Raw genomic sequence first — 22974 nt, forward strand, 5'->3', positions numbered from 1 at the left:
AGGGCAAAAGCTACCGCTGATTCCCCGTAGGCTACAGGTTCTCCGGTACACCACCCGGCAACTGCACACCGCTTCCCGCAAGGAGGCCGCCGCTGATTGACGCTTGTTCACACCATGGTCATTGAAGCAACCACGGCAAGAGCCCCTGAGTTACCGACGTTCGGATCCTGCGAAGTCATCGGTAGCTGAGGGGCTCTTGTGTTTGTTGGCGCACGCCGGGAGCCAGCCCCGCCTGCCTCCCGCATAGGGTGGATCCATGACCTCTGCCGGCCGTTTTGCCCCCAGTCCCTCCGGTGAACTCCACGTAGGAAATCTTCGGACGGCCATCCTCGCATGGCTGTTTGCGCGCTCATCCTGCCGGAACTTCCTGCTCCGCGTGGAGGACCTGGACCGGGCACGGTCCGGTGCGGAAGCGGAGCAGTTGCGGGACCTGGCGGCCATTGGCGTGACGTGGGACGGCGATGTGGTGCGCCAGACTGCGCGGGGGCCCCTTTACTCCGCCGCAATTTCCCGGCTCCAGGCCGCGGGCCTCACCTACGAATGCTTTTGCACCCGGCGCGAAATCCAGGAGGCACCTTCTGCGCCGCATGCCCCCCAGGGTGCCTACCCGGGGACCTGCCGGAACCTGGACCCGGCCGAGCTGGAGTTCAAGCGCTCCACCCGGCCCGCTGCCGTGCGGCTCAGGGCCGGTGTTGCGGAGTACAGCGTTCACGATGTGCTCCATGGAGCCTATACGGGGGTGGTGGATGACTTTGTGCTCCGCCGGAACGACGGCGTCACCGCGTACAACCTGGCGGTGGTGGTGGACGACGCCGAGCAGGGCATCGACCAGGTGGTCCGCGGCGATGACCTGCTCCCGTCCACCCCCAGGCAGGCATATCTCGCCTCACTCCTCAATATTCCTGAACCGGAATATGCGCATGTTCCGCTGGTGGTGAATTCCGGCGGCGCCCGGTTGGCAAAGCGGGACGGTGCGGTCACGCTGCGTGACCTTGCCTTGGCGGAGATTCCCTCCGATGCGGTGCGGGATCGGCTCCTGGAGTCGCTGGGGCTTCCGGCCGGGAGGCTGGAGCGTGCGCTGGACGCCTTCAGCCCGGCTGCCCTTCCTCGGGAGCCCTGGGTGTGGGCAGGCATCGGTGCTGCGGGTGTTAGCTGATGGGAGCCTCAGCCCGCCACGTCAACTTTTGTTGACGCTGACAGTCACGTCAACTAATGTTGACGGCATGGAGGTGGAGCGGATGAAAACGCTGGTGGGATCAATGGACGGCATGGGGCCCGCGGAGGCACTGCACGCTGTGGCGGAATTGCAGAAGGAAGTCAGCCGCACTGAGTCGGCGCTCGTCCGCGGCGCACGGCAGGCGGGACTGTCCTGGGAGGCCATTGCGCTGTGCCTGGGTGTCAGCAAACAGGCAGTCCACCGCAAGTACGGCAAACAGTAGGCACCGGGCCAGCCTAGGCTTGGGACATGTCAGAAGAGCAAATGCCGGACCAGAGTCCTGCGCCCAGATTCACCGTTGAGACTGCCAAGGTCCTGGCCGAAGTGGCCCACAACCGGCAGAAGGACAAGCTGAAGCGGCCCTACAAGGATCACGTCCTCGCCGTTGGCGACGCCCTGGCGGACTTCGACGACGACATCAGGATCGCGGGGTACCTGCACGATATCGCCGAGGACACGCCGATAACACGGCAGGCACTGCTGGACATGGGTGTGTCCGAGCGGGCAGTGGAAATTATCGAACGCGTCACCAACCGGCTGCACGAGAACCCGGACGACTACCAGTCCGGGATCCGCGAGATTGCCGAGAATCATGACGCAGCCTTGGTCAAGATCGCGGACAACGCCCACAACTCACTGCCGGAACGGGTCCAGGCGCTGGCGGAGAAATGGCCGGACAAGCCGCCGGTCACCAAGTACCGTGACGCCCGGCCGGTGTTGTATGCCGCCGTCGAGGTGGAAGAAGTCCGGAAGATCCTGGCCCGGGTGAATCCGTGGCTGCTGGAAGAGCTGGACGACCGGCTGGATGAGGAAGACACCACCGACTACGAGAACCTGTCCTACGAGGGAACGGACGCCGCTGGTGCGGCCGGACCTGACGCTAGGACTGCTGAGGAGCTGTAGTTTCCGCTTCCAGCTTCTCAAGGGCGTGGTGGAGCCGTTCAGAACCCCGGCGCTCATCGATGACGATGGACGCGCCAAGCGCCAGCACAATCACCAGCAGGCACACCGGGACGGAGACGCCCATCCCGGCCAGGCCCACTGAAGCGGCCAGCGCAAGCAGCACCCCCACCGCTACGGTAATAACGGTCCGGTCCGGACCAAGCATGACGCTGTACAGCCATGTCAGTGAGGCCTTGAACAGTGCCACCGGAACCGCAATGGCGGCCACCGCCGCTGCTGCGCTGATGTGCGCCTCGTGGTCGATGTAATAGGCGGCCACATGCAGCCCGGCGCCGGTGGCAGCGATCGCGGCGAAGATCGGAATATGGCCGTAGCCGAAGAGGAAGGACCGGTGCCGGCGCAGGTGGAGTGCGCGGCCGGCAGGCAGCAGGAAGTAGATCCACCACATGCCGAAGGCCAGGGCCGTTCCGCCGAAGCCCACCAGCGCTGCGTCCACGCTCCAGCCATGGCTGGCCACGATGGCCCGCAGCGTTTCGATGGCACCGATGAGGCACTCACCCAGCGCGATGATCGCCAGGAGTCCGTACCGCTCGGCAATGTGGTGGGCGTGCCACGGGGTCCGCGTCTTGCGCTCTGCCGCATAAGGGGTGGCCATCTCCAGCACGATCAGGGGGATGATCATGAAGAGAGTGGTGGCAACGTCGGCCTCGATGAACAGCACCGCGATCCAGCCGAGCTGGACCACCACGAGGTACTTGGCGTAGCGGAGGCAGGTGTCGCGGCCGGCCGGGTCCTGCCGTGCTGCCCGCAGCCACTGGGCCACGAGCGCCAGCCGCATGATCACGTAGCCGCCCACAATGACCGCATTGTTTACGTGCTTGCCCTCCACCAATGAGTGGAACATCGGCTCAATGCCCATGGCGAGGATCAGGACACCCACGATCTGGATCATGGTGACCACCCGGAAGATCCAGTCGTCGGTGTCGTAGGCGCTGGCGAACCAGGTGAAGTTGATCCATGCCCAGATCACGGCGAACATCGCGAAGGAAAACCCCAGCAGGCCCGGGATGAAGTGCGCTTCCGCAATTTCGTGGGCAAACTGGCTGCCGGCCACACCAAACGCGATCACAAAGGTCAGGTCGAAAAAGAGCTCAAGCGGTGTGGCAGCCCGGTGTTTCTCGTGCGGGTCGCGTCCGCCCATGCGCGCCATGGCGTGCTGGAGGGGATTGGAGGACATAAGTAAAAGCTACACGCGGCCCAGGGCGTCGATGTCCTCGAGGAAGTCCTGGTGGACTTCCGCGCTGACGGTGGTCCGGGTTTCGGCGATGGCATCGAGGTAATCCTGCGTGGAGGGCCCTTTCCGCACCGCCTCCCGGACGGACACCGTCCCGCCGGAAGCCAGCCCGCCGTCGCTGTTTTTGCCGTAAACAACGTTTTCCAGCGCGCGCTGGGAAGCACTCCTCGCCGCATACTCAATGTCCGCAGGGGAGAATCCCTCGGTGCGTTCCACGAGCAGCTCCACATCCACCGCGTCCACCACGGGGGCGGGGATGAAGCGCTGCCACATGGCTTCGCGCGCCTGCCGGTCGGGCAAGCCGATGGGGATGACGTAGTCGAAGCGGCCGTGGCGCAGGAAGGCGGTGTCCAGGGCGCGGATGAAGTTGGTGGCGCAGACCAGCAGGCGGCCGGGTTGTTCGCGGAAGGCCGGGATGATCTTGAGGAGTTCGTTGGTGACGCCCTGCAGCGGCGACGGTGGTTCGCCGGAGCGCTGTGAGGCGATCTCTTCCACCTCGTCGATGAACACCACGGCGTGCTCCAGGTCGGCGATTTCCAGGAACGTTTCGCGCAGCGCTCCCGCCAGGCCCTGCGGATCTGCGGCGAGCCGGGAGGGGAAGACTTCGACGAAGGGCCATTCCAGGCGGGAGGCGATTGCTTTGGCAAACGTGGTTTTGCCGGTGCCGGGCGGGCCGAAGAGGACCACGGCGCGTGGCGGAACCACGCCGAATTCGTCGGCGAGGTCGGCCTCGGCGAGGGGCAGGACCAGGCGGCGTTCGAGCAGTTCCTTTTCCTTGCGCATGCCGGCCACGTTTTCCCAGAGGTCGCGGGCCAGGACCCGGCCGCCGAGCTGGCCGAGCGCGCCGAGTTCCTGGCGCTGGACGGGGATGGTGCGTTCGAAGTAGCGCAGGTTCTTCTTGAGTGCGAAGCCGCGGCCCAGGAATGCCTCCACCCTGGTTTCGGATTCGGGCATCAGTGCCGAGAGTTTATTCAGCCCGTGCGGAGCCATGCGGTTTTCGACGGCGGCCAGCAGCGAGGTGCCGATGCCGCGGCCACGGTATTCAGGCAGGGTGGCGAGGAAGACGATCCAACCCTGGTCGTGGGCGGCGCGTCCGACGGCGGCACCCACCACCTGGTCGCCCTGCACGGCCACCACGGCGTGGTCCTTTTCGCAGGATGCCAGGACCTCGGAGAGGGCGTAGACCGGCTCCACGTTGTGGGACTTGAGGGTTTCCCAAAGATGCAGGATCCCGTCCAGGTCTGATGAGTGGAAGTCCCTGATCCGCCAGTTGGTCATGCCGTCTCCCGGTCTGTTCGTCGTTGAACGCACGTGCCGCGCGCCGCGGTGATTGAGCTGCACAGGAAGCATATGCGATTCGCCCCCGCAGGGACGTTGCCGGGCGGTTGCATGACGCTTTTGGGGTACCCGGTTGGGTAGCTCATTCCGTTGAGGGTCCCCTGCCCGAGGAGTAGCGTGACTGACATCACTCAAAACCCGTTCAGGAGCCATCATGCCAATTCTGGGACGCCGGTTAGCCGCAATAACGGCTGCGCTGGCAATGAGCGTAACCACCGGAGCGTTAGTAAGTCCTGCTTCTGCCCACTCCGGGTCCAGCGATGAGACCAAAAAAATGCCGACCGCCACCGGCTACGGGGGCGCCGTCAGCACTGTTGACGAGGACGCCTCTGCGGCGGCCATCGAAGTCCTCCGCAAAGGCGGCAACGCCATCGACGCCGCAGTCGCTGCGGCTGCCACCCTGGGAGTAACCGAGCCGTACTCTGCCGGTATCGGCGGGGGCGGCTACTTCGTCTATTACGACGCAAAGAGCAAGAAAGTCCACACCATCGACGGGCGCGAGACTGCACCGGCGGCGATGCCAACGGATGCTTTCATCGATCCTGTCACCGGCAAACCGTACAACTTCACCCCCGAACTGGTCACCAGCGGGGTCTCCGTAGGCGTTCCGGGCACCCCCGCTACCTGGGAACGGGCGCTGAAACGGTGGGGGAGCATGAGCCTTGCGGAAACTTTGGAGCCGGCCATCGATGTGGCGGAGGATGGGTTTAAGGTTGATGCCACGTTCAAGCTTCAAACCGACGAAAACAAAGTGCGGTTTGAAGCCTTTCCCTCAACCAGCGAGCTTTACCTCCCCGGGGGTAAGGCGCCCGAGGTCGGGTCAGTGCTGAAGAACCGCGACCTGGCGGACACCTACCGACTCCTGGCCAATAAGGGCACAGATGCCTTCTACACAGGGCCGCTTGCGGAGGACATCGTGGAGGCAGTGCAGAACCCGCCAAAATCCGCCAAAACGGAGTTGCCCGTGCCCGCCGGGTCCATGACCACCAAGGATCTTGCGAAGTACCGCGCGCTGGAGCAGAAGCCGACCCATGTGAACTACCGCGGCTACGACGTTTATGGAATGGCTCCCTCCAGCAGCGGCGGCACAACCGTGGGCGAGGCACTGAATATCCTTGAGACGTTCGACCTGCCCGCACTGAAAGATGACAAGGCCAAGGTACTCCACCACTACCTTGAAGCGTCGGCCCTCGCCTTCGCCGACCGGGCAAAGTACCTGGGTGATCCCGCCTTTGTGGACGTTCCAGTCAAAGAACTGCTGGACCCGGTGTTCGGCAAGGAACGGGCCTGTGAAATCGACCCGCTCAAGGCGGCAGTGAAGCCGGTGCCGGCAGGTGACGTGGCCGACTACAACGGCGCCTGCGACGTTGAGCCTGCTGCGCTTTCGGACGAAAAGGACACCGAGAACATCAACACCACCAACCTCACCGTGTCCGACAAGTGGGGCAACGTGGTGGAGTACACGCTCACCATCGAGCAGACCGGCGGGTCCGGGATTGTGGTCCCCGGCCGTGGATTCATCCTAAACAATGAGCTCACCGACTTCTCGACCGTCTTCAGCGAAACCGACCCCAACCGGATCCAGCCCGGTAAGCGTCCCCGATCCTCGATGTCGCCCACCATCGTGCTTAAGGATGACGAGCCATTCCTGGCGCTTGGGTCTCCAGGCGGTTCGACGATCATCACCACGGTGCTGCAGACACTCGTCAACCGGATCGACTTCGACATGAGTATTGAGAAGGCTCTGGCAGCCCCGCGTGCTACACAGCGCAACACCGCCAACGTAACGGCTGAGCAGGCGTTTATCGATTCGCCGTATGGTCAGGAACTTGGCTCTCGATACGGGCACACCTTTGCTGCCGCAGGAGCAGCCGGCACCTCTGCGGCCGAAATTGGCGCAGCCACTGCCATCGAGTTCCTCGATGACAACAAGGTCAGGGCGGTAGCCGAACCCGTCCGGCGCGGCGGAGGGTCGGCGATGGTGGTGAAGCCATCGCACTAAACCGGGGGCTGAACGACAACTAACGACGGCGGCACCCCAGGTCCTCGAATCCGAGAACCTGGGGTGCCGCCGTCGTGCGCTGGAGGTACTACTTCTTGAAGGTCTCCGCGGGTGGGTTGGCGATGACGGGGGAGAGGCCGGTGTGGCCTTCGCGGGTTTCGGCGATTTCGTGGATGCGTTGGCGGCAGGCGTACCAGCCGATGACCATGAGGATGGAGGCGATGGCGGTGACGAGCATGGTCAGGGGTGAGTCGATGAAGACCATGATGAGGACGCCGACCAGGAAGAGCAGGGAGAGGTAGCCGGTGTAGGGGGCGCCGAACATGCGGAAGGTGGGGCGTTCGAGCCAGCCTTTGTCGGCCCAGCGTTTGAGTTGGATCTGGCACAGGACGATGGTGGCCCAGGTCATGATGATGCCGACGGAGGCGACGTTGAGGACGATTTCGAAGGCCTGGGCGGGGACGAGGTAATTCAGCGGGACGCCCAGGAGGGAGACGGCGGCGGTGATGGCGATGCCGCCGTAGGGGACGCCTGCTTTGTTCATCCGGGAGGCGAATTTGGGGGCGGAGCCGTTGACGGACATGGAGCGCAGGATCCGGCCGGTGGAGTAGAGCCCGGCGTTCAGGGAGGACAGGGCGGCGGTGAGGACTACGAGGTTCATGATGACGTCCACGCCTTGGATGCCGATGGAGCCGAAGAACGTTACGAAGGGGCTGACGCCTTTTTCGTAGGAGGTGTAGGGCAGGAGCAGGGCCAGGAGGATCACGGAGCCGACGTAGAACACGGCGATGCGGAAGACCACGGAGTTGATGGCCTTGGGCATGATTTTTTCGGGGTTTTCGGTTTCGCCGGCGGCGGTGCCGACGAGTTCGATGGAGGCGTAGGCGAACAGGACGCCCTGCATGAGGATGATCATGGGCAGCAGGCCGTTGGGGAAGATCCCGCCGTTGTCACTCAGGAGGCTGAGGCCGACCTGCTGGCCGTCCACGGGGGTGCCGAAGATGACGAAGTAGGTGCCGACGATGAGGAAGATGACCAGGGCGGCGACTTTGATCAGGGCGAACCAGAATTCCATTTCGCCGAAGACCTTGACCGAGACCAGGTTCAGGGCCAGGACGACGATGAGGGCGGTCAGGGCCCAGGCCCACTGCGGGACGTCGGCCATCCACGGGATGTAGTTGCCGAAGAAGTGCATGTACAGGGCGGCGGCGGTGATGTCCACGATGGTGGTGGTGGCCCAGTTGATCCAGTAGAACCAGCCGGAGACGAACGCGGCTTTTTCGCCGAAGAATTCCCGGGCGTAGGACACGAACGAGCCCGATGAGGGCCGGTGCAGGACCAGTTCGCCCAGCGCGCGCAGGATCAGGAACGCGAAGAACCCGCACACGGCGTAGGCGATCACCAGGGACGGGCCCGCCGCGTTCAGCCGGCCGCCGGCGCCCAGGAACAGGCCGGTACCGATCGCACCGCCGATCGCGATCATCTGGATCTGCCGCGGCTTCAAATTCTTGTGATAGCCCTTATCCTCCGCGTGCAGGGCGCTCTCGGAGGCATGCGCATGCCCACCGTCTATCAGGTGGTCGGGTATGGGGGTATTAGTCATGGGAGTGTCCTTCTGCAGACCGGTGGTTGAGCTTGTCGAAACCGGGTTTCGGGTTTGCTCAACTGCCGGTGGTTATTTGCTGAGGTTGGCGAGGCGTTCGGGGCTGAGGAGTTCCTGGAGCTGGGTGTGGGTGAGGAGCCCGTGTTCGAGGACGAGCTCGGCCACGCCCTTGCCGGTGGCGAGTGCTTCCTGGGCGATGGCGGTGGCGGTGGTGTAGCCGAGGTGGGGGTTGAGGGCGGTGACCAGGCCGATGGACTGTTCGACTGTTTGGCGGAGGTGTTCGGTGTTTGCGGTGATGCCCTGGATGCAGCGTGCGGTGAGGGTGTGGCAGGCTGCTTCGAGGTGGGAGATGCTCTTGTGGAGGCTGTGGACGATGATGGGTTCGAAGGCGTTGAGTTGGAGTTGCCCGGCTTCGGCGGCCATGGTGATGGTCACGTCGTTGCCGATCACTTCGTAAGCGACCTGGGAGACGACTTCGGGGATGACCGGGTTGATCTTGCCGGGCATGATGGAGGAGCCGGACTGCACGGCGGGGAGGTTGATCTCGCCGAACCCGGCGCGGGGGCCGGAGGAGAGCAGGCGCAGGTCGTTGCAGATTTTGGAGAGTTTCACGGCGACGCGTTTGAGCACGCCGGAGAGGTGGACGAACGCGCCGACGTCCTGGGTGGCTTCGATCAGGTCCGGGGCGGTGACCAGCGGCAGGCCGGTGATGGTGGCGAGGTGCCGGCAGGCGGTTTTGGCGTAGCCGGCGGGGGCGTTCAGGCCGGTGCCGATGGCGGTGGCGCCGAGGTTGATTTCGTGGATGAGCAGTTCGGCTTCGGCGAGGCGGAGCCGGTCTTCGCCGATGGTGATGGCGTAGGTGCCGAATTCCTGGCCCAGGGTCATGGGCACGGCGTCCTGGAGCTGGGTGCGGCCCATTTTCACCACGGTGCGGAATTCCAGGGCTTTGGCGGCGCAGGCTTCTTCGAGTTCGGCCAGCGCGTCGAGCAGCTCCCGGGCGGCGAAGATGGTGCCCAGTTTCACGGCGGTGGGGTAGACGTCGTTGGTGGACTGGGAGAGGTTGACGTGGTCGTTGGGGTGCAGCCGGGCGTAGTCGCCCTTGGGGTGGCCCAGGATTTCCAGGGCGCGGTTGGCGATGACTTCGTTGGCGTTCATGTTCGAGGACGTTCCGGCGCCGCCCTGGATGACGTCCACCACGAACTGGTCGGCGAGGCGGCCGTTCATCACCTCGGTGCAGGCCTGCTCGATGGCGTCGGCGCGTTCGGCATCCAGGAGCCCGAGCTCGCGGTTGGTGCGGGCCGCGGCGAGTTTCACCGCGGCCAGGCCCCGGACCAAGTGCATGTTCGAGGACAGCTTCTGCCCGGTAATGGGAAAGTTCTCCACGGCCCGGAGCGTATGCACACCCCAGTACGCCCCGGCCGGGACGTCCCGGTCCCCCAACAAATCATGCTCAGACCGGACACCGGTTGCTGCGGTGTCTACGGCGGTTTCGATGGTAGTCATGTGTCCTTACAGGGCTTCGTTGACGGGTACGGACGGTTGGTTCAGGAAGTCGGTCGCCTGCAGCAGGCCCACTTGACGGCCACCGCCGACAACCGGGATGGATGCGATTCTTGAGAGCGGTTCAACGTCCACACCGCTGGCCTCAAGCAGCTTTACGGTGGCTGGCATGCGGGCACGGTCGCCGCCGTCGGAAATCTTCACGGCAACGGCGCTGCCATCGGCCAGGCCCACCAGCTGCACGCCTTCAAAGCCGTCCTTGGCCACGGAGCCCGGGAGCAGGCGCATCAGTTCGGTGACGTCGCGGCCTTCCCCAGCCACCATGTCAGGGTGGCGCTGCATGGCGAGTCCGACGGCGGCTTCCGCACTTTGGAGGGCTGGCCCGCCGTCGTCGTTCGTCCTCGCAGAACCAGCAGCGGCGTGGGCGATGCGGCCGAAGGCGCGGGCCATACCGTGCAGCGTCAGGGCAAAGAGCGGCGTGCCGCAGCCGTCGGTGCTGAGCGCGAAGGGCTCCTCGCCCGTGAGCTCCCTGACCGTTCCGGCTACCAGCTGCTGCAGCGGGTGGGACGGGTCCAGGTAGCCCTGGACCGGCCAGCCGTTGATCACGCAGGTGGCGGCCATGGCGGCGTGCTTGCCCGAGCAGTTCTGGGTGAGTTGGGTGGCGCCGCCGCCGTTACGCAACCATTCTTCGCGTTCGGTCACGCCGTACGGCAGGTCCGAGCTGTTCTCAAAGTCATTGACGCTCAGGCCATGCAGCTCGAGGATGCGCAGCGCTCCATCGCGGTGCTCTGCCGCGCCGGAATGGCTGGCCGCGGCCAGGGCCAGGAGGTCGGCCGGCAGGTCGAGCCTGGCGCGTACCATGGCGACGGCCTGAAGTGGCTTGAGCGAGGACCGGGGATAGAACGGCACGTGGGGATCGCCCGCGGAGGCCACTGTTGAACCGTCCGCCGCAACAGCGATCGCCGAGCCGTAGTGCACGCTTTCCACGAGGCCGTCACGGACGGCTGCGACCAGGGGCTCGTGCGTGGGAAGCAAAACGGCAGTGTGGGCAGCGGAAAACACGGGGGAGGGCATGGGGTCCTTGGATGTTTGTTGCGGTAGTTAGTTGCTGAGGATGGATTCGAGGGCAAGGCCCACGGCCTGGAGGTGGCGGGCCATGGCGGCACGCGCTTTTTCGGCGGAACCGGCTTCGATGGCGGCCAGGATCTCCTGGTGTTCCACATCTGAGGCGTGCTGCCGGTCTGCCACCATGTTCAGTGTCTCGGACTGGTGGGCCAGGGCGTCGCGGATGTCAGCCACCACGCTGGCGAATACCTTGTTGCCGCTGGCGCGGGCAATCGCGGCGTGGAAGCTCGAGTCCAGGGCCACCCAGGACTCGGGATCGGTTTCGGTGGCCATTGCCGCAACGATGTGGCGTAGCGTTTCCAGTTCATCATCGCTGCGGCGCTCGGCGGCCAGCCCGGCTGCGGGAACTTCGATATGCGGGCGTGCCTCGGTCAAGTCCCGGGCCGAATACTGGCCCAGCGTGAGATCGTTGGCCACCTTGTTGGACACCACGAATGTTCCCTTGCCCGTTTTGGTCACCGTGAGGCCCAGCGCGGTACAGGAGCGGAGCGCTTCCCGGATCACCGAGCGGCTTACGGCGTACTGCTGGGAAAGCGTGGCTTCGGAACTGAGCTTGCTGCCCACTGCCAGCCGTCCGGACTCGACGTCCTGACGGATAGCGTTGAACACTGCTTCGGCAGCACTAAGCCGTGCGAGCGGAAGAGATGCAGGCTGTCCTGCTGTCCGGCTGTCTGACAGGTTCACGCCTTAAATATGGCAGGGGTCACAGCTACTGTCAAGACTGGTCCCTGATAGCGGGTTCGGGCTACTGCGACCTGTCGGCACGTTCGTGCCGGAAGGCTCTGTCCATCCGGCCCTCGGCGGCGGTAAAGTTTTGAAAGAGGATAAATCGGAACGGTCGTACCTATAGGAGGCTGCCATCAAAGCGTCCTTTGCCGATCGCCTCGCCGCTGAGGTACGGGCCCGTCGTGCCGTCCTCAGGTTGACGCAGCACGATCTCGCCCAGCTGGCCGGGGTATCGGAGCGCTTCGTGCGGTTCGTGGAGCAAGGCAAACAAAGCGTCCAGCTGGACTCACTCCTGGCGCTCCTCGATACGCTCGGTTTGGAACTCCAGCTCGGTACACGCCGTACTGCCCCTTCGGCCGCGGTGGTGCCAGGTTCTGAAGAGGCCAGGCCGTGAGGCACCGCATCGCGGACATCTATAAAGCGGGAGTCCTTGCCGCACGGCTCGAGCGGCACGACGGCGGAACCAAGTTCAGCTATCTGCCCGGCTACCTGCAAAACGGTGGTCTCGCCGTCGCCACCTCCCTGCCGCTCACCACCGATCCTGTCCTCTCAGGCGCCGGGGCCGCCCCACCGTATTTCACCGGCCTGCTGCCGGAGGGCCGCCGCCTCAACGCGCTGCGGCGTTCCATCAAAACCAGTGCGGACGATGACCTGTCCCTGCTGATTGCAGCCGGCGGCAATCCAGTGGGAGATGTCCAGATCGTAGGGCATGGGGAATCCTTGAACCGGGACGAACATGCGGTCCAGCTGGATCCGCAGCGCGTTTTGGACTTCGATCAACTGCTCGGCGATCCGGACCTCATAGATCCCGTGGCCCTGGCGGGGGTGCAGGACAAGTTGTCCGCCGGGATGATTTCGGTTCCTGTGGCGAGTACGGGACGCCAATACATCCTCAAACTCAACGCGCCCGAGTTCCCGCATGTGGTGGAGAACGAGTTCGTGATGTTCCGCTACGCCGCGAAGCTTCGGATCCCGCTCAGCCCCGTCCAACTGATCCGCGATGTTGCCGGCCGGCCAGGACTGCTGGTGGAGCGCTTTGACCGCGTCCCCGGACCTGCGATACCTCCGGATAACGGGCCCGGCGACGTGCGGCGTCTCGCGGTGGAGGACGGGGCCCAGGTGCTGAAGCTCTACCCGGCGGATAAGTACAACGTGGGGTACGGCCAGGTTTGCCACGCCCTCGCGGACCACTGCTCGGCGCCGCTTCCTGCGCTCCGGAACCTGGCAATCCAAGGGGCCTACGCCTGGCTGACCGGCAACGGTGACCTGCACGCAAAGAACGTATCGATGGTCCAGCAGCCACACGGCGAGTGGACCATCGCGCCGGTCTACGACATTCCCTCCACCGTGGTTTACGGCGATAAAACCCTTGCCTTGACCGTCGGCGGAAAGCGGACCGGGATTTCACGCCGCCAGTTCCTGGGCTGGGGTACCGAGCTGGGACTGACCGACCGCGCAGCGGCCCAGGTTGTGGAGATCGCGCTCAAGGCGTCGGCCCCTCTGATCGCAGATCTGGAATCAGGGACGGCTTTCCGTTTCTTGAGGGGAGCCGGGACAAAATCCAACGACGACGGCGGCTCGCCCTTTCCTGACCTGGTCACCAGGGCATGGGTCAAGGAGTTGAAGCACCGCCGCAGGCTGATGGAAGGCTGAGCGGCCTCAGCCGGATTCGGACCACCGAAGCACGCGCAAGGCGCGGAGGGTGTTCCACCGGCTTGGTTGTCCATCTCCGTCTTCCAGCTCGAAGTGGACCTTTCCGGGGTGGGTGTTCTCCAGCAGCCACCGGCCGTCCGGCTGCTCCTTGGATCTCACGGCTTCGACGGCCTCGTCAACCCGTTTGTCGGGGGTGCCACCGGCGGCCCGGAAGTAGTCAAGCCCGCGGAGCACGTCGTAGAACCAGCGGGTGGGGTAGGAAAACTGCAGCCAGTCACTGCTGATAAGTTCACGGCTGGATCTGCGCCGCAGCAACCCACGCTCCAGCAGGTATTCTTCCCCGCCGCGCCGGGCCTTGCGGGATTCAGGTGTTCCCCCAGTGGCCCGCTCATATTCAAGAAGCCCCTCAAGGACGCAGATGGTGGTGTGGAAGGACGAACGGGTGGACCCTCGTTCGGCTTCGCAGTTCCAGCCGCCGTCGGGCAGCTGTTCGCGGGTCAGCCGCTCCACCACCGTGTCCACGTTCTGTCCGAAGTAGGCGCCCAGTGCCACCGTCATGCCGTTGATGCAGGGTTCAACTTCGCCGGCGAAGAAGAGCTGGTTGCCTTCCTCCCAGCGGCTGTTCTCGCGGACCAGTTTGATGGCGTGCCGGGCTTCCCGGCTCGCGGGATCCAGGCCCAAATCCCTCAGCAGCAACAGGCTGTAAGTGGTCGCCGTCCAGGGCTGGCTGTCGGGATCGTCGTCGGTGGCCGGCCAGTACGTGCCGCCCGCCCATTGACCGTCCATGTCCTGAAGGGCCAAAAGTCTGGCTCCCCAGCCTTCGGTGGCAATGCGCTCCCGCTCAGCTTGAACGTCATTAACCGAAGCATCCGTCAGGTCGCGCAGGGCCTGCCACCTGATGGCGGGATCACCGTCGAGCAGCCAATCGAGCACGTCCATTGGCATCACCGCTCAGAGGTGCTGGATGCCTGCCCGCTGCATGGCGTCCTTATAGATCTCCACGTTCTTGGCCAGCAGCTCTTCCTGTTTGGCTTCGGAGACAGCAAAGGCCCGGCCCCCGAGGGCCGTGGCCTTGTACACCTTGATGCCGCTGTTCTTCAGCGATGAGTGGTAGGTCTTTTCGAACAGGGTCAGGAAGGTGGCGGCGTCCGTGCCGTGGGCGATGATGGCCGACACCCGGGAGTTGATCTTAAGGAACTGGCGGAAGGGCCGCAGGCCGTCTGTCTTTTCCTGCACGCTCAGTGCCGATGGCATCCCTGGGTCACGGACCCACGGGTAGGCGTTCCAAGGCATAACGTAGCGGGAGTCCAGCTCGGCAAGCTCGTAGATCTGGGTGGCGCGGCGCGCCGCTTCGTCGTCGTTGTAGTGCGAGACGAAGCCGGACTCGGTGCCCTTTCCCGGGCTTACCTGCAGGCTGACTATCCGGCATTCATCCTCGTCGTGAACCGGGTCGATGTAGGGGACGGTTGAGCCCGGCTTCTTTTCCATTAGTTCGTCGCAAAGCTGGGTTACCTTCGCGATGTTCGGTTCCTGTAGCAGGGCTTTCTTTTCGTCCCAATCAATCGTCACGATTTCTCCCTCAGCAGCAAGGCGTCCAGAAACAGGCGTCTTATGCCACTCTACGCTTCTGGGCTTGAGGGTGGGCAGGGGAAGTTCTGTCTCCCTTCTGCCGCGGATGGTGTGCTCACATCAGGAGCTTGGCTTTGCGGGCCCGTTTGAGCGCCTTCATTCGGTGCCTCAACGTCCGGCGACGGCGGGACGGCGGCGGTTTAGGAGGTACAGCCACAGCCAGGGCTGTGCCGGGCAGGGGTGGTGCAGTCGAGAGGCATGTGTAACCGGTTGGTGTTCGAGTTTCCACCGAGTGCCGCCGCTCAGGCCCAGTGACAGTTCGGGCTGTCCACCCGTGCGCTTCTTTCGCGTGGTTGCAGGCTTCGCAGAGGCCGTGGCCGTTGGTGCTGGCAGTTGGTCCGCCATTGTGCCAGGGGATGATGTGGTCGTGATGGCGGATGGGCGCGTCGCAGTAGGGGGTGCGGCAGGTGTCGTCGCGTACTTGGATGAACCGGCGGAGCCCGGACGGAAACAGCCGGGCTTTGGAGTCCATCGCGACCAGCTCCCCATTCATCGGGGCCGTGTAAGCCGGCGAAGCCAGACGTTGAGTCGGGGGCTCTCCGTGAGTCCCAGGCCTGCTGGTGCTGGGCCAGCCGGTCTGGGTCCCGCAGATCCTGAGTCGACTGCTTCAACGACAGTGGATTTCGCATCTGCCATCAGCTCACCCCGGATGGCTTTCCTGGCCCATTCGCCGGGGACGATGCCGTAGCCGGTGAGGCGGGCGGGTTCGCTGTCCCCTTGGAAGAGGGTGCGGTCGGTCATGACGAGCTGGAGATCGATGCCGGTGTAGCCGCCCGGGGTGCCGGTGACGCATTCGACGAGCTGGTCGGCCATGGTGTTTCCCTTGGAACGCTCATCCCCGGAGGACTTCAGAGTTTCGGCGTGGCGGGTCAGCGCCGCGTAGGCAGCCACGCCTTGGGCGGCCGGGAGGAGGGCGGTCAGGCGGGTCATGGTGTCCGGCGCCGGACGCAGCGTCACGGTCCGCTCATTAACAGCGTGGCTGGCCCGTTTGGCGACCGAGTGTGGGTCCCGCCGGTACGCCGCAGCCCGGACGGCGGCGATGACGGTCCGGTCCCCGCAGCCGGCCAGGGACCCGGTGTCCGCGGCGATCTCTTCATCCACAGCGGCCCGGTCCTCAACCGACAGGCAGGCTGTTTCCTTCACCACCAGGGTGGCCCGCCACTCATTCAACTGCCCGGACTCAAGGGCTGCGAACGTGTGGGGCATCTCGATCACCAAGGCTTTTCCCAAACCCAGCAACCGGGCGCCACGGGACGGTGACTCCCGACGCGCCAGAGCGATTTCCGCTCCCACCCCGGCACCGAGTTCATCCGCCGGAACACCCGCGGCGGCCTGTTCCTGCCGGGCGGCAAGATCGTAGGCCGCGGCGATCCGTGCCTGCTTAGCCGCGGCAGCGGACTTCACATCCTCCAGCTCCCGCATCTGGTCAATCATTCTTTGCCTGTCAGCAGCGGGACGCACCGATGACAAGACGCGCAGGACATCCGCAACAACAGGCCCAGGAAGGCCAACCACCTCCCGCTGCCCCGCCGTCGTGACCGCTTCCATAAACAAAGTCTGCCAGCAGGGTGAGACATAACCCGGTTACCGACCTTACTATGTGGATAAACCACCAACTGCCTCGACGCCATGCTGTTCAATGTAGGGATGCAGTTCACCAGGAAGGGCCTGAAAGACGACGGTTTTACAGGCTTCAGGCCGTTCAAGGACCTCGACGCCATGCGGGTGCCGCAGGGGACGGGCGTCTTCGCCGTCCTCCGGCCGGAGGGGTTTCAACCGGATTTTCTCAAGAACAGCACAGCCGGGGTCTTCAAGAAGAAGGACCCGTCGCTGCCGGAGCCGGAGCTGAAAGCCGCATGGGTGGAGGGCGCCGTCGTTCTATACGTGGGCAAGGCCGGCCCGGGCAGCAAGGGCAACCGCGGGCTGAGACGGCAGGTCCAGGAGTTCCTGGACTTCGGGCAGGGCAAACCGCCGGGCCATTGGGACGGCCGCCTGGTCTGGCAACTCAAGAACGCAGCGCAACTGCTGATGGCCTGGAAGGAACTGCCCGCCGAAGCGCTCAACATGGCAGAAGCGGAGTATCACACAGCCTTCGTCGAGGAGTACGGGAAACTGCCCTTCGCAAACCTCGTGAGGGCCCGCATCAAAAACTGAACCGGACCAAAAGCCAAAAAGGGGGTTACGCCGACCCGCGCAGGCGTTCCATTTCGCGCCGGTCCTTCTTGGTGGGCCGGCCGGCGCCGCGGTCGCGCTGCGGCAGGCCCAGGGCAGGGGCAACAGGCCGCGGCGGTGTGTGGTCCGTGAAACAGTGGGATGCGGCCTCCGCGCCGACGCGTTTGTTAATCAGCCGGCGCACCTCAAGGATCCGCTCGTAGCCGGACATCCGCACAGTCACGGTGTCGCCGTTGACCAGCGTCGCGGACGCCTTTGCCGGGCTGCCGTTCAAGCGGACGTGTCCTGCACGGCAGGCAGCAGTCGCTGCTGAGCGGGTCTTGTAGGCGCGGATGGCCCACAGCCACGCATCAATGCGGACGCTGGCGGGGGAGGAAGGAAGGCTGGTCATGGCTGGCACCGAGTATAGCCCCGCCCGCTGAGCTCAGGGGACCAGCGGCCCCGGCCCGTACCGGGCAGGGCACTACTCCACCTTTACGCTGACCCGCTGCACCATATTGTTTCCCAGCCCCTGGTAGTTCCAGTTCTGCTCCAGGGGCTGGCTGGCACCGCTGGCGTCCGTTGCCCGGCATGCGAGCTCATGTTCGCCGGGATCCGCCACCCAGGGCAGCGTCCACTTCCGCCACGCGAAACCACCGGCGGGTTCCTCCAGATGCGCCGGCAGCCATGTGCCGTCGATCCCTACCTCAACAGCAGTAACAGCCGCGTGCCCGGACCATGCCCTGCCCTGCAGCATCACGGGACCCGGCGGCAGCACCCGCTTGCGCGTGAAAAAGTCCGGGATGCCCGGCGGAACCATCAGTGAACGGACCCTGATCCGCGAAACGGGTGTGCCGTCGTCGTCCGCTGATTGCTGGTAGCGGTACGCGACCTGCTGCTGGTACCCGGCAAAGGGCGCGGTAACCACCTCGATCGATTCCAGCCACTTTACGCTTGCCATGCCGTACCAGCCCGGGACCACCAGGCGGAGCGGGTAGCCGTGCTGGGGCGGCAGCTCGCTGCCGTTCATTTTGTAAGCCAGGACGACGTCGGCACGCATCGCCTCACGGATCGGCAGGCTCCGCGCGTACCGCTGGGTGACGCCACCCTGGATCCCGGCATCGGCGCCCGTGAATACCACCTCCACTGCGTGCGGCAGGATGCCAGCCTTCCCGAGGAGATAGGCGAGCGGAACGCCGGTCCATGCCGCCGTGCCCACGCCCTCCATGATCCAGGGCTGGCTGAGCGGCCGTGGCTTGAGGAGCGAGCGACCGTTGCCCGCACACTCCAGGGTGACCGGCACTGTGATGGCGGGGTCCTTGCGCAGGGCTGGCATGCTCAGCTCGAGCGCACGTTCCACCGCGCCGCTGACCCGCAGGTGCCACGAGGCGGAATCGATGTCCGGGATGTCGAAATGCGTGAGCACATAGTGCAGCCCCGGGGGAGTGATATCCCGGCGGAGGGCCTCCAAGGGCATCGAGTGGTTGCGGGCGCCCAACTGGAGTTCCTCGGGCGTGAGGGGTCCGGTGGTTGGTCCTGCGGCGGCGCCGGCAGGGACCTGCGGCTGTTGTTCCGGGCTCGAGGCGGGGCGGGTGGATTGTGGGTTTGGCTGGATCTGGGTCATGGCGCTGCGATTCTGCTGGGCTGCGGTTCCGGCGGCTTGGGGCTCACTTAAGGCAGAGCACCCATTGCCTCAGGTTTACGCCGGCCCCGCGAGCCAGTCAACGAAGTTTCCGCCGAGTGTGGAAAATGCGGGGGGAAGTCTCCTGTGCAGCTAAAAGAGGGCTACAGTACGGGCTGCTTCAGGAAGTCAGCCACGGTCAGCGGATCCTGCCCTGTCAGCCCGTGGATGTCCGGGGAAACTCCGGCCATCTCCCCGGCAGCCATTGCCGTGTAGGTGCTTACCCAGGCGTCCACCTGCCAGGGCGGCGCCCCGTATGACGCACGGGATGCGTAGGCTTCCTCCACGGTTTCGTTGTGGAAGGTGATGGTCCGTCCGGTTCCTTCCGTAAGGATCCGGGCGGCCTGGGCCATGGTGACCTCCTCAGGCCCCGTCAGGTTGTAGGTCCTGCCCTTGTGGATGGCGGGATCCCGCAGCACCGCTACAGCACAGCGGGCAATGTCCTCCCGGGCAACGGCGGAAAACAGGCCGTCCCCTGCGGGCCCGCGGATGACGCCGTCCTCGGCGGCCAGGAGCGGCAGGAAGTCCATAAAGAAGTTGTTCCGCAGGAAGGTGTAGTCCATCCCGGAACCCTGGATGCGCTGCTCGGTGGCGTAATGGTCCCGGGCCAGTGTGAAGGTGGCGTCCGGGGCTGCGCCGTAGAACGAGGTGTACACCACATGCTGCACGCCCGCTTCGGCGGCGGCATCCACAAAGGCGTAGTGCTGGTGCACCCGGTCCTCGGTTTCCGCGGCGGAGACCATAAACAGGACCTTCACACCTTCCAGGGCCTGCCGCGCAGCGGCGGAATCCCCATAGCTGCACACCACGGGCGGTGCGTTCTCCAGCTCCGGCGCGCGGCCGGCGTCGCGGACCAGCAGCCGCTGGGCGGAACCGGCCGCGGCAAGCTGGCGTGCCACCATTCCGCCCAGGCCGCCGGTGGAACCGGTGACAGCAAGGTCCGGCAGGTCCAGGGCGTCAGCCACCAGGAGTCCTAGGCTTCGCGCGCGGCAGGGGACTTGGTCTGCGCAGGGTCGCGCTCGGCCAGGGACCCGATGGCGTCATCGATCTTCTTCAGGACGTCAGGTTCCAACCTCACCCCTGCTGCCTCAACAGTGTCGGCGATCTGCTCGGGCCGGGACGCGCCGATGATGGCGGAGGCCACGTTGGGGTTCTGCAGCACCCAGGCGACGGCGAGCTGCGGCATGGACAGCCCGGCTTCGTCGGCGATGGGCTTCAGCTCCTGCACGGCGGCCAGGACGTCGTCGCGCATCCAGCGCTGGATCATCTTGGCTCCGCCCTTCTCATCGGTGGCGCGGCTGCCCTCAGGAGCCGGCTGGTCCGGCAGGTACTTGCCGCTGAGGACGCCCTGGGCCATGGGGGACCAGACGATCTGCGAGACACCCAGCTCCTCCGACGCCGGCACAACCTCGGCTTCGATGACACGCCACAGCATGGAGTACTGCGGCTGGTTGGAAATGAGCTGGAAGCCGAGTTCCTTGGACAGCGCGTGGCCTGCGCGCAGCTGCTCCGCGGTCCACTCGCTGACGCCGATGTAGAGGGCCTTGCCCTGCCGGACGATGTCGGCGAACGCCTGCATGGTCTCTTCGAGCGGCGTTTCAAAGTCATAGCGGTGGGCCTGGTAGAGGTCCACGTAGTCCGTCTGAAGCCTGCGCAGCGAGCCGTTGATCGACTCCATGATGTGCTTGCGGGACAGCCCCAGATCGTTTTTGCCCTTGGGGCCGGTGGGGCCGTAGACCTTGGTGAAGATCTCCAGGGATTCGCGGCGCTCGCCTTTCAGCGCTTCGCCAAGGACGGTTTCGGCGGCGGTGTTGGCGTAGACGTCTGCCGTGTCGAAGGTGCTGATGCCTGCGTCGAGGGCGGCGCGCACACATTGGGTCGCGACATCGTTCTCTACCTGGGAGCCGTGCGTGAGCCAGTTGCCGAAGGTAATTTCCGAGACTTTGAAACCGCTGTTTCCGAGGTATCTGAATTCCATGGGTTTCACGCTAACTCAGATGGTTGCTCAGGGTAAGGGTTTGCCGTTGCCGGTTCTGTCCTTGAGGACCTGCGCCGGGCCGGACAGGGACACCAATGATCCGGTATCCAGCGGCGCCAACGGGTGCGGAGCCTGCGGTTTCTTGAACGAGCGGGGGACGGAAGCATGCCGGTGGTCATCGAGTTTGGACTCGACGAGCGGGGCGACCTCCACCACCTTCTCGGCAGGAACATGGGGGTCCGGCAGGTCCCGTACGGAAAGTTTGATTTCCGGTGCAGCTGCCCGCGCCCGCGCGATGGCCCGGGCGTCCGCCTCAGCAACGGCGGAGGCCCAGTCCTCGGCCAGGACGGGAGGTTCACGGCGTGCGGCCGCCAGGGCCGGGTGGCGTACGACGGCGGTGCGGAGCGCCTTTCGCAGGCGTGCCGGGTTCAGCCGCGCACGCCAGTCGCGGGCGGGGCGGCTGGGGTTGGAGATTTCTGCTTCAGCTGGCCCGCCAAAGCGGATGAGGGGCAGGTTGTCCCTGCGGGAGCGCCTGCCGAACACTGCCATCAGGGTGACGGCGGCTAGCCGGCCGATCCCGGCAAGGACGAGGGTGATGACGCCCAGCAGGAAGAGGACCAGAAACATCAGGAAGGCCATTCCCACGGTGCCCAAAAAGGTCAGGTTGAGGATGAGCGTATCCGGATTTTCCATGTCATCTCTCCTCTCTGCCCCCAGTGGTGCGCGTGCGGGCACCCCTCTGCAGGGGCACCGGCTCCTTCTCCACCATACGGATTTTTGCCGCGCCGTGCCGCCGGACGCGGGCTCCCGTCCGTGGTTGTTTCAAAGCTGTTATCCGATATGACAAGGGCCCGGGGCCTATAGTCGGACGGGGAGACCTGGGTTGCGGCGCGCGGCCTGGAGCGGGAGGCAGGAGCGCTGATGGCGGAGGACACGGAAAGCAGGAACTGCATGTGCCTGTCCGGTGAGCAGTACGGGATGTGCTGTGGCAGGTTCCACTCCGGAACGGCAGAAGCAGCCACCGCTGAGCAGCTGATGCGGTCCCGCTACAGTGCATTTGTGCTCCTTGACGAAAGGTATCTGCTGCATACCTGGCACCCCGCGGAAGCCCCGAAGAAACTGGACCTGGACCCCGGCATGCAGTGGCGGCGCCTGGACATTGCGGCCACGGAGCGCGGAGGGCCCCTGGATGTCGAGGGAACGGTGGAATTCAAGGCCTACTTCCGGCACGGCGGTGACCGCGGCGTCCTACACGAGGTGAGCCGGTTCGTGCGGGAAAACGGCCGCTGGTTCTACCTGGACGGAAAGATCCTGGCCTGACTACTCGTCGTCGTAATCCTCATCTGGCGTGAAGCCCGCTTTGTCCACCCGGCGGTGGAAGCGCATGCCCGCAAGCCCGCCCAGCACCGCCCCCAGAAGGGCCACCAGGGCCACCACCACGGCGGCGACAATGCTCATGGTGTTCAGCTGGCCTTCGTTGATGGGGATCCGCGGGAAGCTGTTGAGGTTGGCCAGCACGTTGAACTGCTGTCCGAATACAAGCCCCAGGATGGATACCAGGACCGCAACGATCAGGGCCCAGATCCACACCATCAGGCCCTGCTTGGCTCCGTTGAACCGCGCCATGCGTCCGGCCACGTAACCGCCGCAGTAGTAGGAGAGGAACAGGATGACCAGCAGCACAATGATGCCCACCAGGCCAACGGTGCCGCTGTTCGAGGCGGCCTGGTTGACCGCTTCATTGACGTCCGTATTGGTGGCAAGGCCCACGGCTGTTCCGGCCGCTGCCACCAGGGCTGTCAGGAGCACGGCCATGCCAGTGGCGGTCAGCCAGCCAAAAAACGCCGAGCCCGCCTTGATGCCGCCGAACTGCTCCTTTTCGCGGGCCACGGCCGTCTGCCGGTCAGCCAGGTTGGGATCAACGGCAGGGGCCGGTGCCGCAGGAACATAGTCCCGCTCGGCATAGGCGGAACGGTCATGGCGTGTCGCAGGCACCTGTTCGTGGGTGGAGGTGGTTCCCGCTTCATTGGCGGGCACTTGGTCGAAGGCGCGCGTGGAATCGTCGCCGGCCGAGGCGGCGCGATAGCTTCCGTTTCGGTCGGCGTCCTCACGTCCCCGCCTCGGAGACAGGTTCTCTGGGTCTGTTGAGCTGCTCATGGCTCCACTCAACCATCG

Annotated in this window: 22 protein-coding genes and 1 pseudogene; 8 read left to right on the plus strand and 15 right to left on the minus strand. The window is 65.0% G+C overall.

What is annotated here, in order from left to right:
* Nucleotides 1–256 precede the first annotated feature (256 nt).
* The 3 genes from gluQRS to QF038_RS22000 all read left to right on the plus strand — a co-directional run bounded on the left by gluQRS (nucleotide 257) and on the right by QF038_RS22000 (nucleotide 2119).
* Nucleotides 257–1156, plus strand: coding sequence for a tRNA glutamyl-Q(34) synthetase GluQRS (gene gluQRS, locus QF038_RS21990; protein WP_307613321.1), 900 nt, complete (start codon nucleotides 257–259; stop codon nucleotides 1154–1156).
* A gap of 67 nt (nucleotides 1157–1223) precedes the next feature.
* Nucleotides 1224–1439 carry an AsnC family protein gene (locus tag QF038_RS21995; protein WP_142059774.1) on the plus strand — a complete coding sequence of 72 codons (216 nt, stop codon included), beginning with the start codon at nucleotides 1224–1226 and terminating at the stop codon, nucleotides 1437–1439.
* Nucleotides 1440–1465: 26 nt separating this feature from the next.
* Nucleotides 1466–2119 carry an HD domain-containing protein gene (locus QF038_RS22000; RefSeq protein ID WP_307613322.1) on the plus strand — a complete coding sequence of 218 codons (654 nt, stop codon included), beginning with the start codon at nucleotides 1466–1468 and terminating at the stop codon, nucleotides 2117–2119.
* Here the strand turns inward: QF038_RS22000 and QF038_RS22005 are convergent.
* Entirely contained in the window at nucleotides 2097–3356 is a 1260-nt protein-coding gene (locus tag QF038_RS22005) for a low temperature requirement protein A (RefSeq protein WP_307613323.1), read from the minus strand. The two genes, QF038_RS22000 and QF038_RS22005, sit on opposite strands and share 23 nt — an antisense overlap.
* A 9-nt stretch (nucleotides 3357–3365) precedes the next feature.
* On the minus strand, nucleotides 3366–4691 hold the full coding sequence (locus QF038_RS22010; protein WP_307613324.1) for an ATP-binding protein: 1326 nt from the start codon (nucleotides 4689–4691) through the stop codon (nucleotides 3366–3368).
* Nucleotides 4692–4905: 214 nt separating this feature from the next.
* Here QF038_RS22010 and ggt point away from each other — a divergent pair, with 214 nt between their 5' ends.
* Entirely contained in the window at nucleotides 4906–6753 is a 1848-nt protein-coding gene (gene ggt, locus QF038_RS22015) for a gamma-glutamyltransferase (RefSeq protein WP_307613325.1), read from the plus strand.
* 88 nt (nucleotides 6754–6841) lie between these two features.
* Here the strand turns inward: ggt and QF038_RS22020 are convergent, their stop codons facing one another.
* The 4 genes from QF038_RS22020 to QF038_RS22035 form a co-directional block, all read right to left on the minus strand.
* Nucleotides 6842–8356 (minus strand): amino acid permease, encoded by a 1515-nt coding sequence (locus QF038_RS22020; protein ID WP_307613326.1) that lies wholly within the window; start codon nucleotides 8354–8356, stop codon nucleotides 6842–6844.
* A gap of 72 nt (nucleotides 8357–8428) precedes the next feature.
* The gene (locus QF038_RS22025; RefSeq protein WP_307613327.1) at nucleotides 8429–9859 is read right to left on the minus strand and encodes an aspartate ammonia-lyase; all 1431 of its coding nucleotides are present in this window, start codon (nucleotides 9857–9859) and stop codon (nucleotides 8429–8431) included.
* Nucleotides 9860–9865: 6 nt separating this feature from the next.
* Entirely contained in the window at nucleotides 9866–10930 is a 1065-nt protein-coding gene (locus QF038_RS22030; RefSeq protein ID WP_307613328.1) for an asparaginase, read from the minus strand.
* A gap of 27 nt (nucleotides 10931–10957) precedes the next feature.
* Nucleotides 10958–11665: a FadR/GntR family transcriptional regulator gene (locus QF038_RS22035; protein ID WP_307613329.1), complete on the minus strand. Its 708-nt coding sequence runs from the start codon at nucleotides 11663–11665 to the stop codon at nucleotides 10958–10960.
* 175 nt (nucleotides 11666–11840) lie between these two features.
* Between QF038_RS22035 and QF038_RS22040 the strand changes: the two genes are divergently transcribed.
* Nucleotides 11841–12101, plus strand: coding sequence for a type II toxin-antitoxin system Y4mF family antitoxin (locus QF038_RS22040; protein WP_307613557.1), 261 nt, complete (start codon nucleotides 11841–11843; stop codon nucleotides 12099–12101).
* A complete protein-coding gene (locus QF038_RS22045; RefSeq protein ID WP_307613330.1) occupies nucleotides 12098–13360 on the plus strand; it encodes a type II toxin-antitoxin system HipA family toxin in 1263 nt (420 codons plus the stop codon). Before QF038_RS22040 ends, QF038_RS22045 begins: the two co-directional genes overlap by 4 nt.
* A 6-nt stretch (nucleotides 13361–13366) precedes the next feature.
* Here QF038_RS22045 and QF038_RS22050 read toward each other — a convergent pair whose 3' ends face one another.
* From QF038_RS22050 to QF038_RS22060, 3 genes and pseudogenes are all read right to left on the minus strand, one after another.
* A complete protein-coding gene (locus QF038_RS22050; protein ID WP_307613331.1) occupies nucleotides 13367–14299 on the minus strand; it encodes a hypothetical protein in 933 nt (310 codons plus the stop codon).
* Nucleotides 14300–14311: 12 nt separating this feature from the next.
* Nucleotides 14312–14929 carry a uracil-DNA glycosylase gene (locus QF038_RS22055; RefSeq protein WP_050057302.1) on the minus strand — a complete coding sequence of 206 codons (618 nt, stop codon included), beginning with the start codon at nucleotides 14927–14929 and terminating at the stop codon, nucleotides 14312–14314.
* Between the two features lie 115 nt (nucleotides 14930–15044).
* Nucleotides 15045–16537: pseudogene (locus tag QF038_RS22060) on the minus strand (HNH endonuclease).
* Nucleotides 16538–16636: 99 nt separating this feature from the next.
* Here QF038_RS22060 and QF038_RS22065 point away from each other — a divergent pair.
* The gene (locus QF038_RS22065) at nucleotides 16637–17143 is read left to right on the plus strand and encodes a hypothetical protein (RefSeq protein ID WP_307613332.1); all 507 of its coding nucleotides are present in this window, start codon (nucleotides 16637–16639) and stop codon (nucleotides 17141–17143) included.
* A 25-nt stretch (nucleotides 17144–17168) separates the two neighbouring features.
* Here the strand turns inward: QF038_RS22065 and QF038_RS22070 are convergent, their stop codons facing one another.
* The 5 genes from QF038_RS22070 to QF038_RS22090 form a co-directional block, all read right to left on the minus strand.
* Entirely contained in the window at nucleotides 17169–17552 is a 384-nt protein-coding gene (locus QF038_RS22070) for an RNA-binding S4 domain-containing protein (protein WP_307613333.1), read from the minus strand.
* Nucleotides 17553–17624: 72 nt separating this feature from the next.
* A complete protein-coding gene (locus tag QF038_RS22075) occupies nucleotides 17625–18764 on the minus strand; it encodes a sulfite oxidase (RefSeq protein WP_307613334.1) in 1140 nt (379 codons plus the stop codon).
* 161 nt (nucleotides 18765–18925) lie between these two features.
* Nucleotides 18926–19786 (minus strand): SDR family oxidoreductase, encoded by an 861-nt coding sequence (locus QF038_RS22080; protein ID WP_307613335.1) that lies wholly within the window; start codon nucleotides 19784–19786, stop codon nucleotides 18926–18928.
* An 8-nt stretch (nucleotides 19787–19794) separates the two neighbouring features.
* Nucleotides 19795–20799, minus strand: a complete 1005-nt coding sequence (locus QF038_RS22085) for an aldo/keto reductase family protein (RefSeq protein WP_307613336.1) — start codon at nucleotides 20797–20799, stop codon at nucleotides 19795–19797.
* Between the two features lie 27 nt (nucleotides 20800–20826).
* Nucleotides 20827–21492 (minus strand): hypothetical protein, encoded by a 666-nt coding sequence (locus QF038_RS22090; protein ID WP_307613337.1) that lies wholly within the window; start codon nucleotides 21490–21492, stop codon nucleotides 20827–20829.
* A gap of 228 nt (nucleotides 21493–21720) precedes the next feature.
* Here QF038_RS22090 and QF038_RS22095 point away from each other — a divergent pair, with 228 nt between their 5' ends.
* Nucleotides 21721–22119 carry a YchJ family protein gene (locus tag QF038_RS22095; RefSeq protein ID WP_307613338.1) on the plus strand — a complete coding sequence of 133 codons (399 nt, stop codon included), beginning with the start codon at nucleotides 21721–21723 and terminating at the stop codon, nucleotides 22117–22119.
* Here QF038_RS22095 and QF038_RS22100 read toward each other — a convergent pair whose 3' ends face one another.
* Nucleotides 22120–22956, minus strand: coding sequence for a TIGR04086 family membrane protein (locus QF038_RS22100; protein WP_307613339.1), 837 nt, complete (start codon nucleotides 22954–22956; stop codon nucleotides 22120–22122).
* Nucleotides 22957–22974 lie beyond the last annotated feature (18 nt).

The organism is Pseudarthrobacter sp. W1I19, from assembly GCF_030817835.1.
GTDB lineage: Bacteria > Actinomycetota > Actinomycetes > Actinomycetales > Micrococcaceae > Arthrobacter.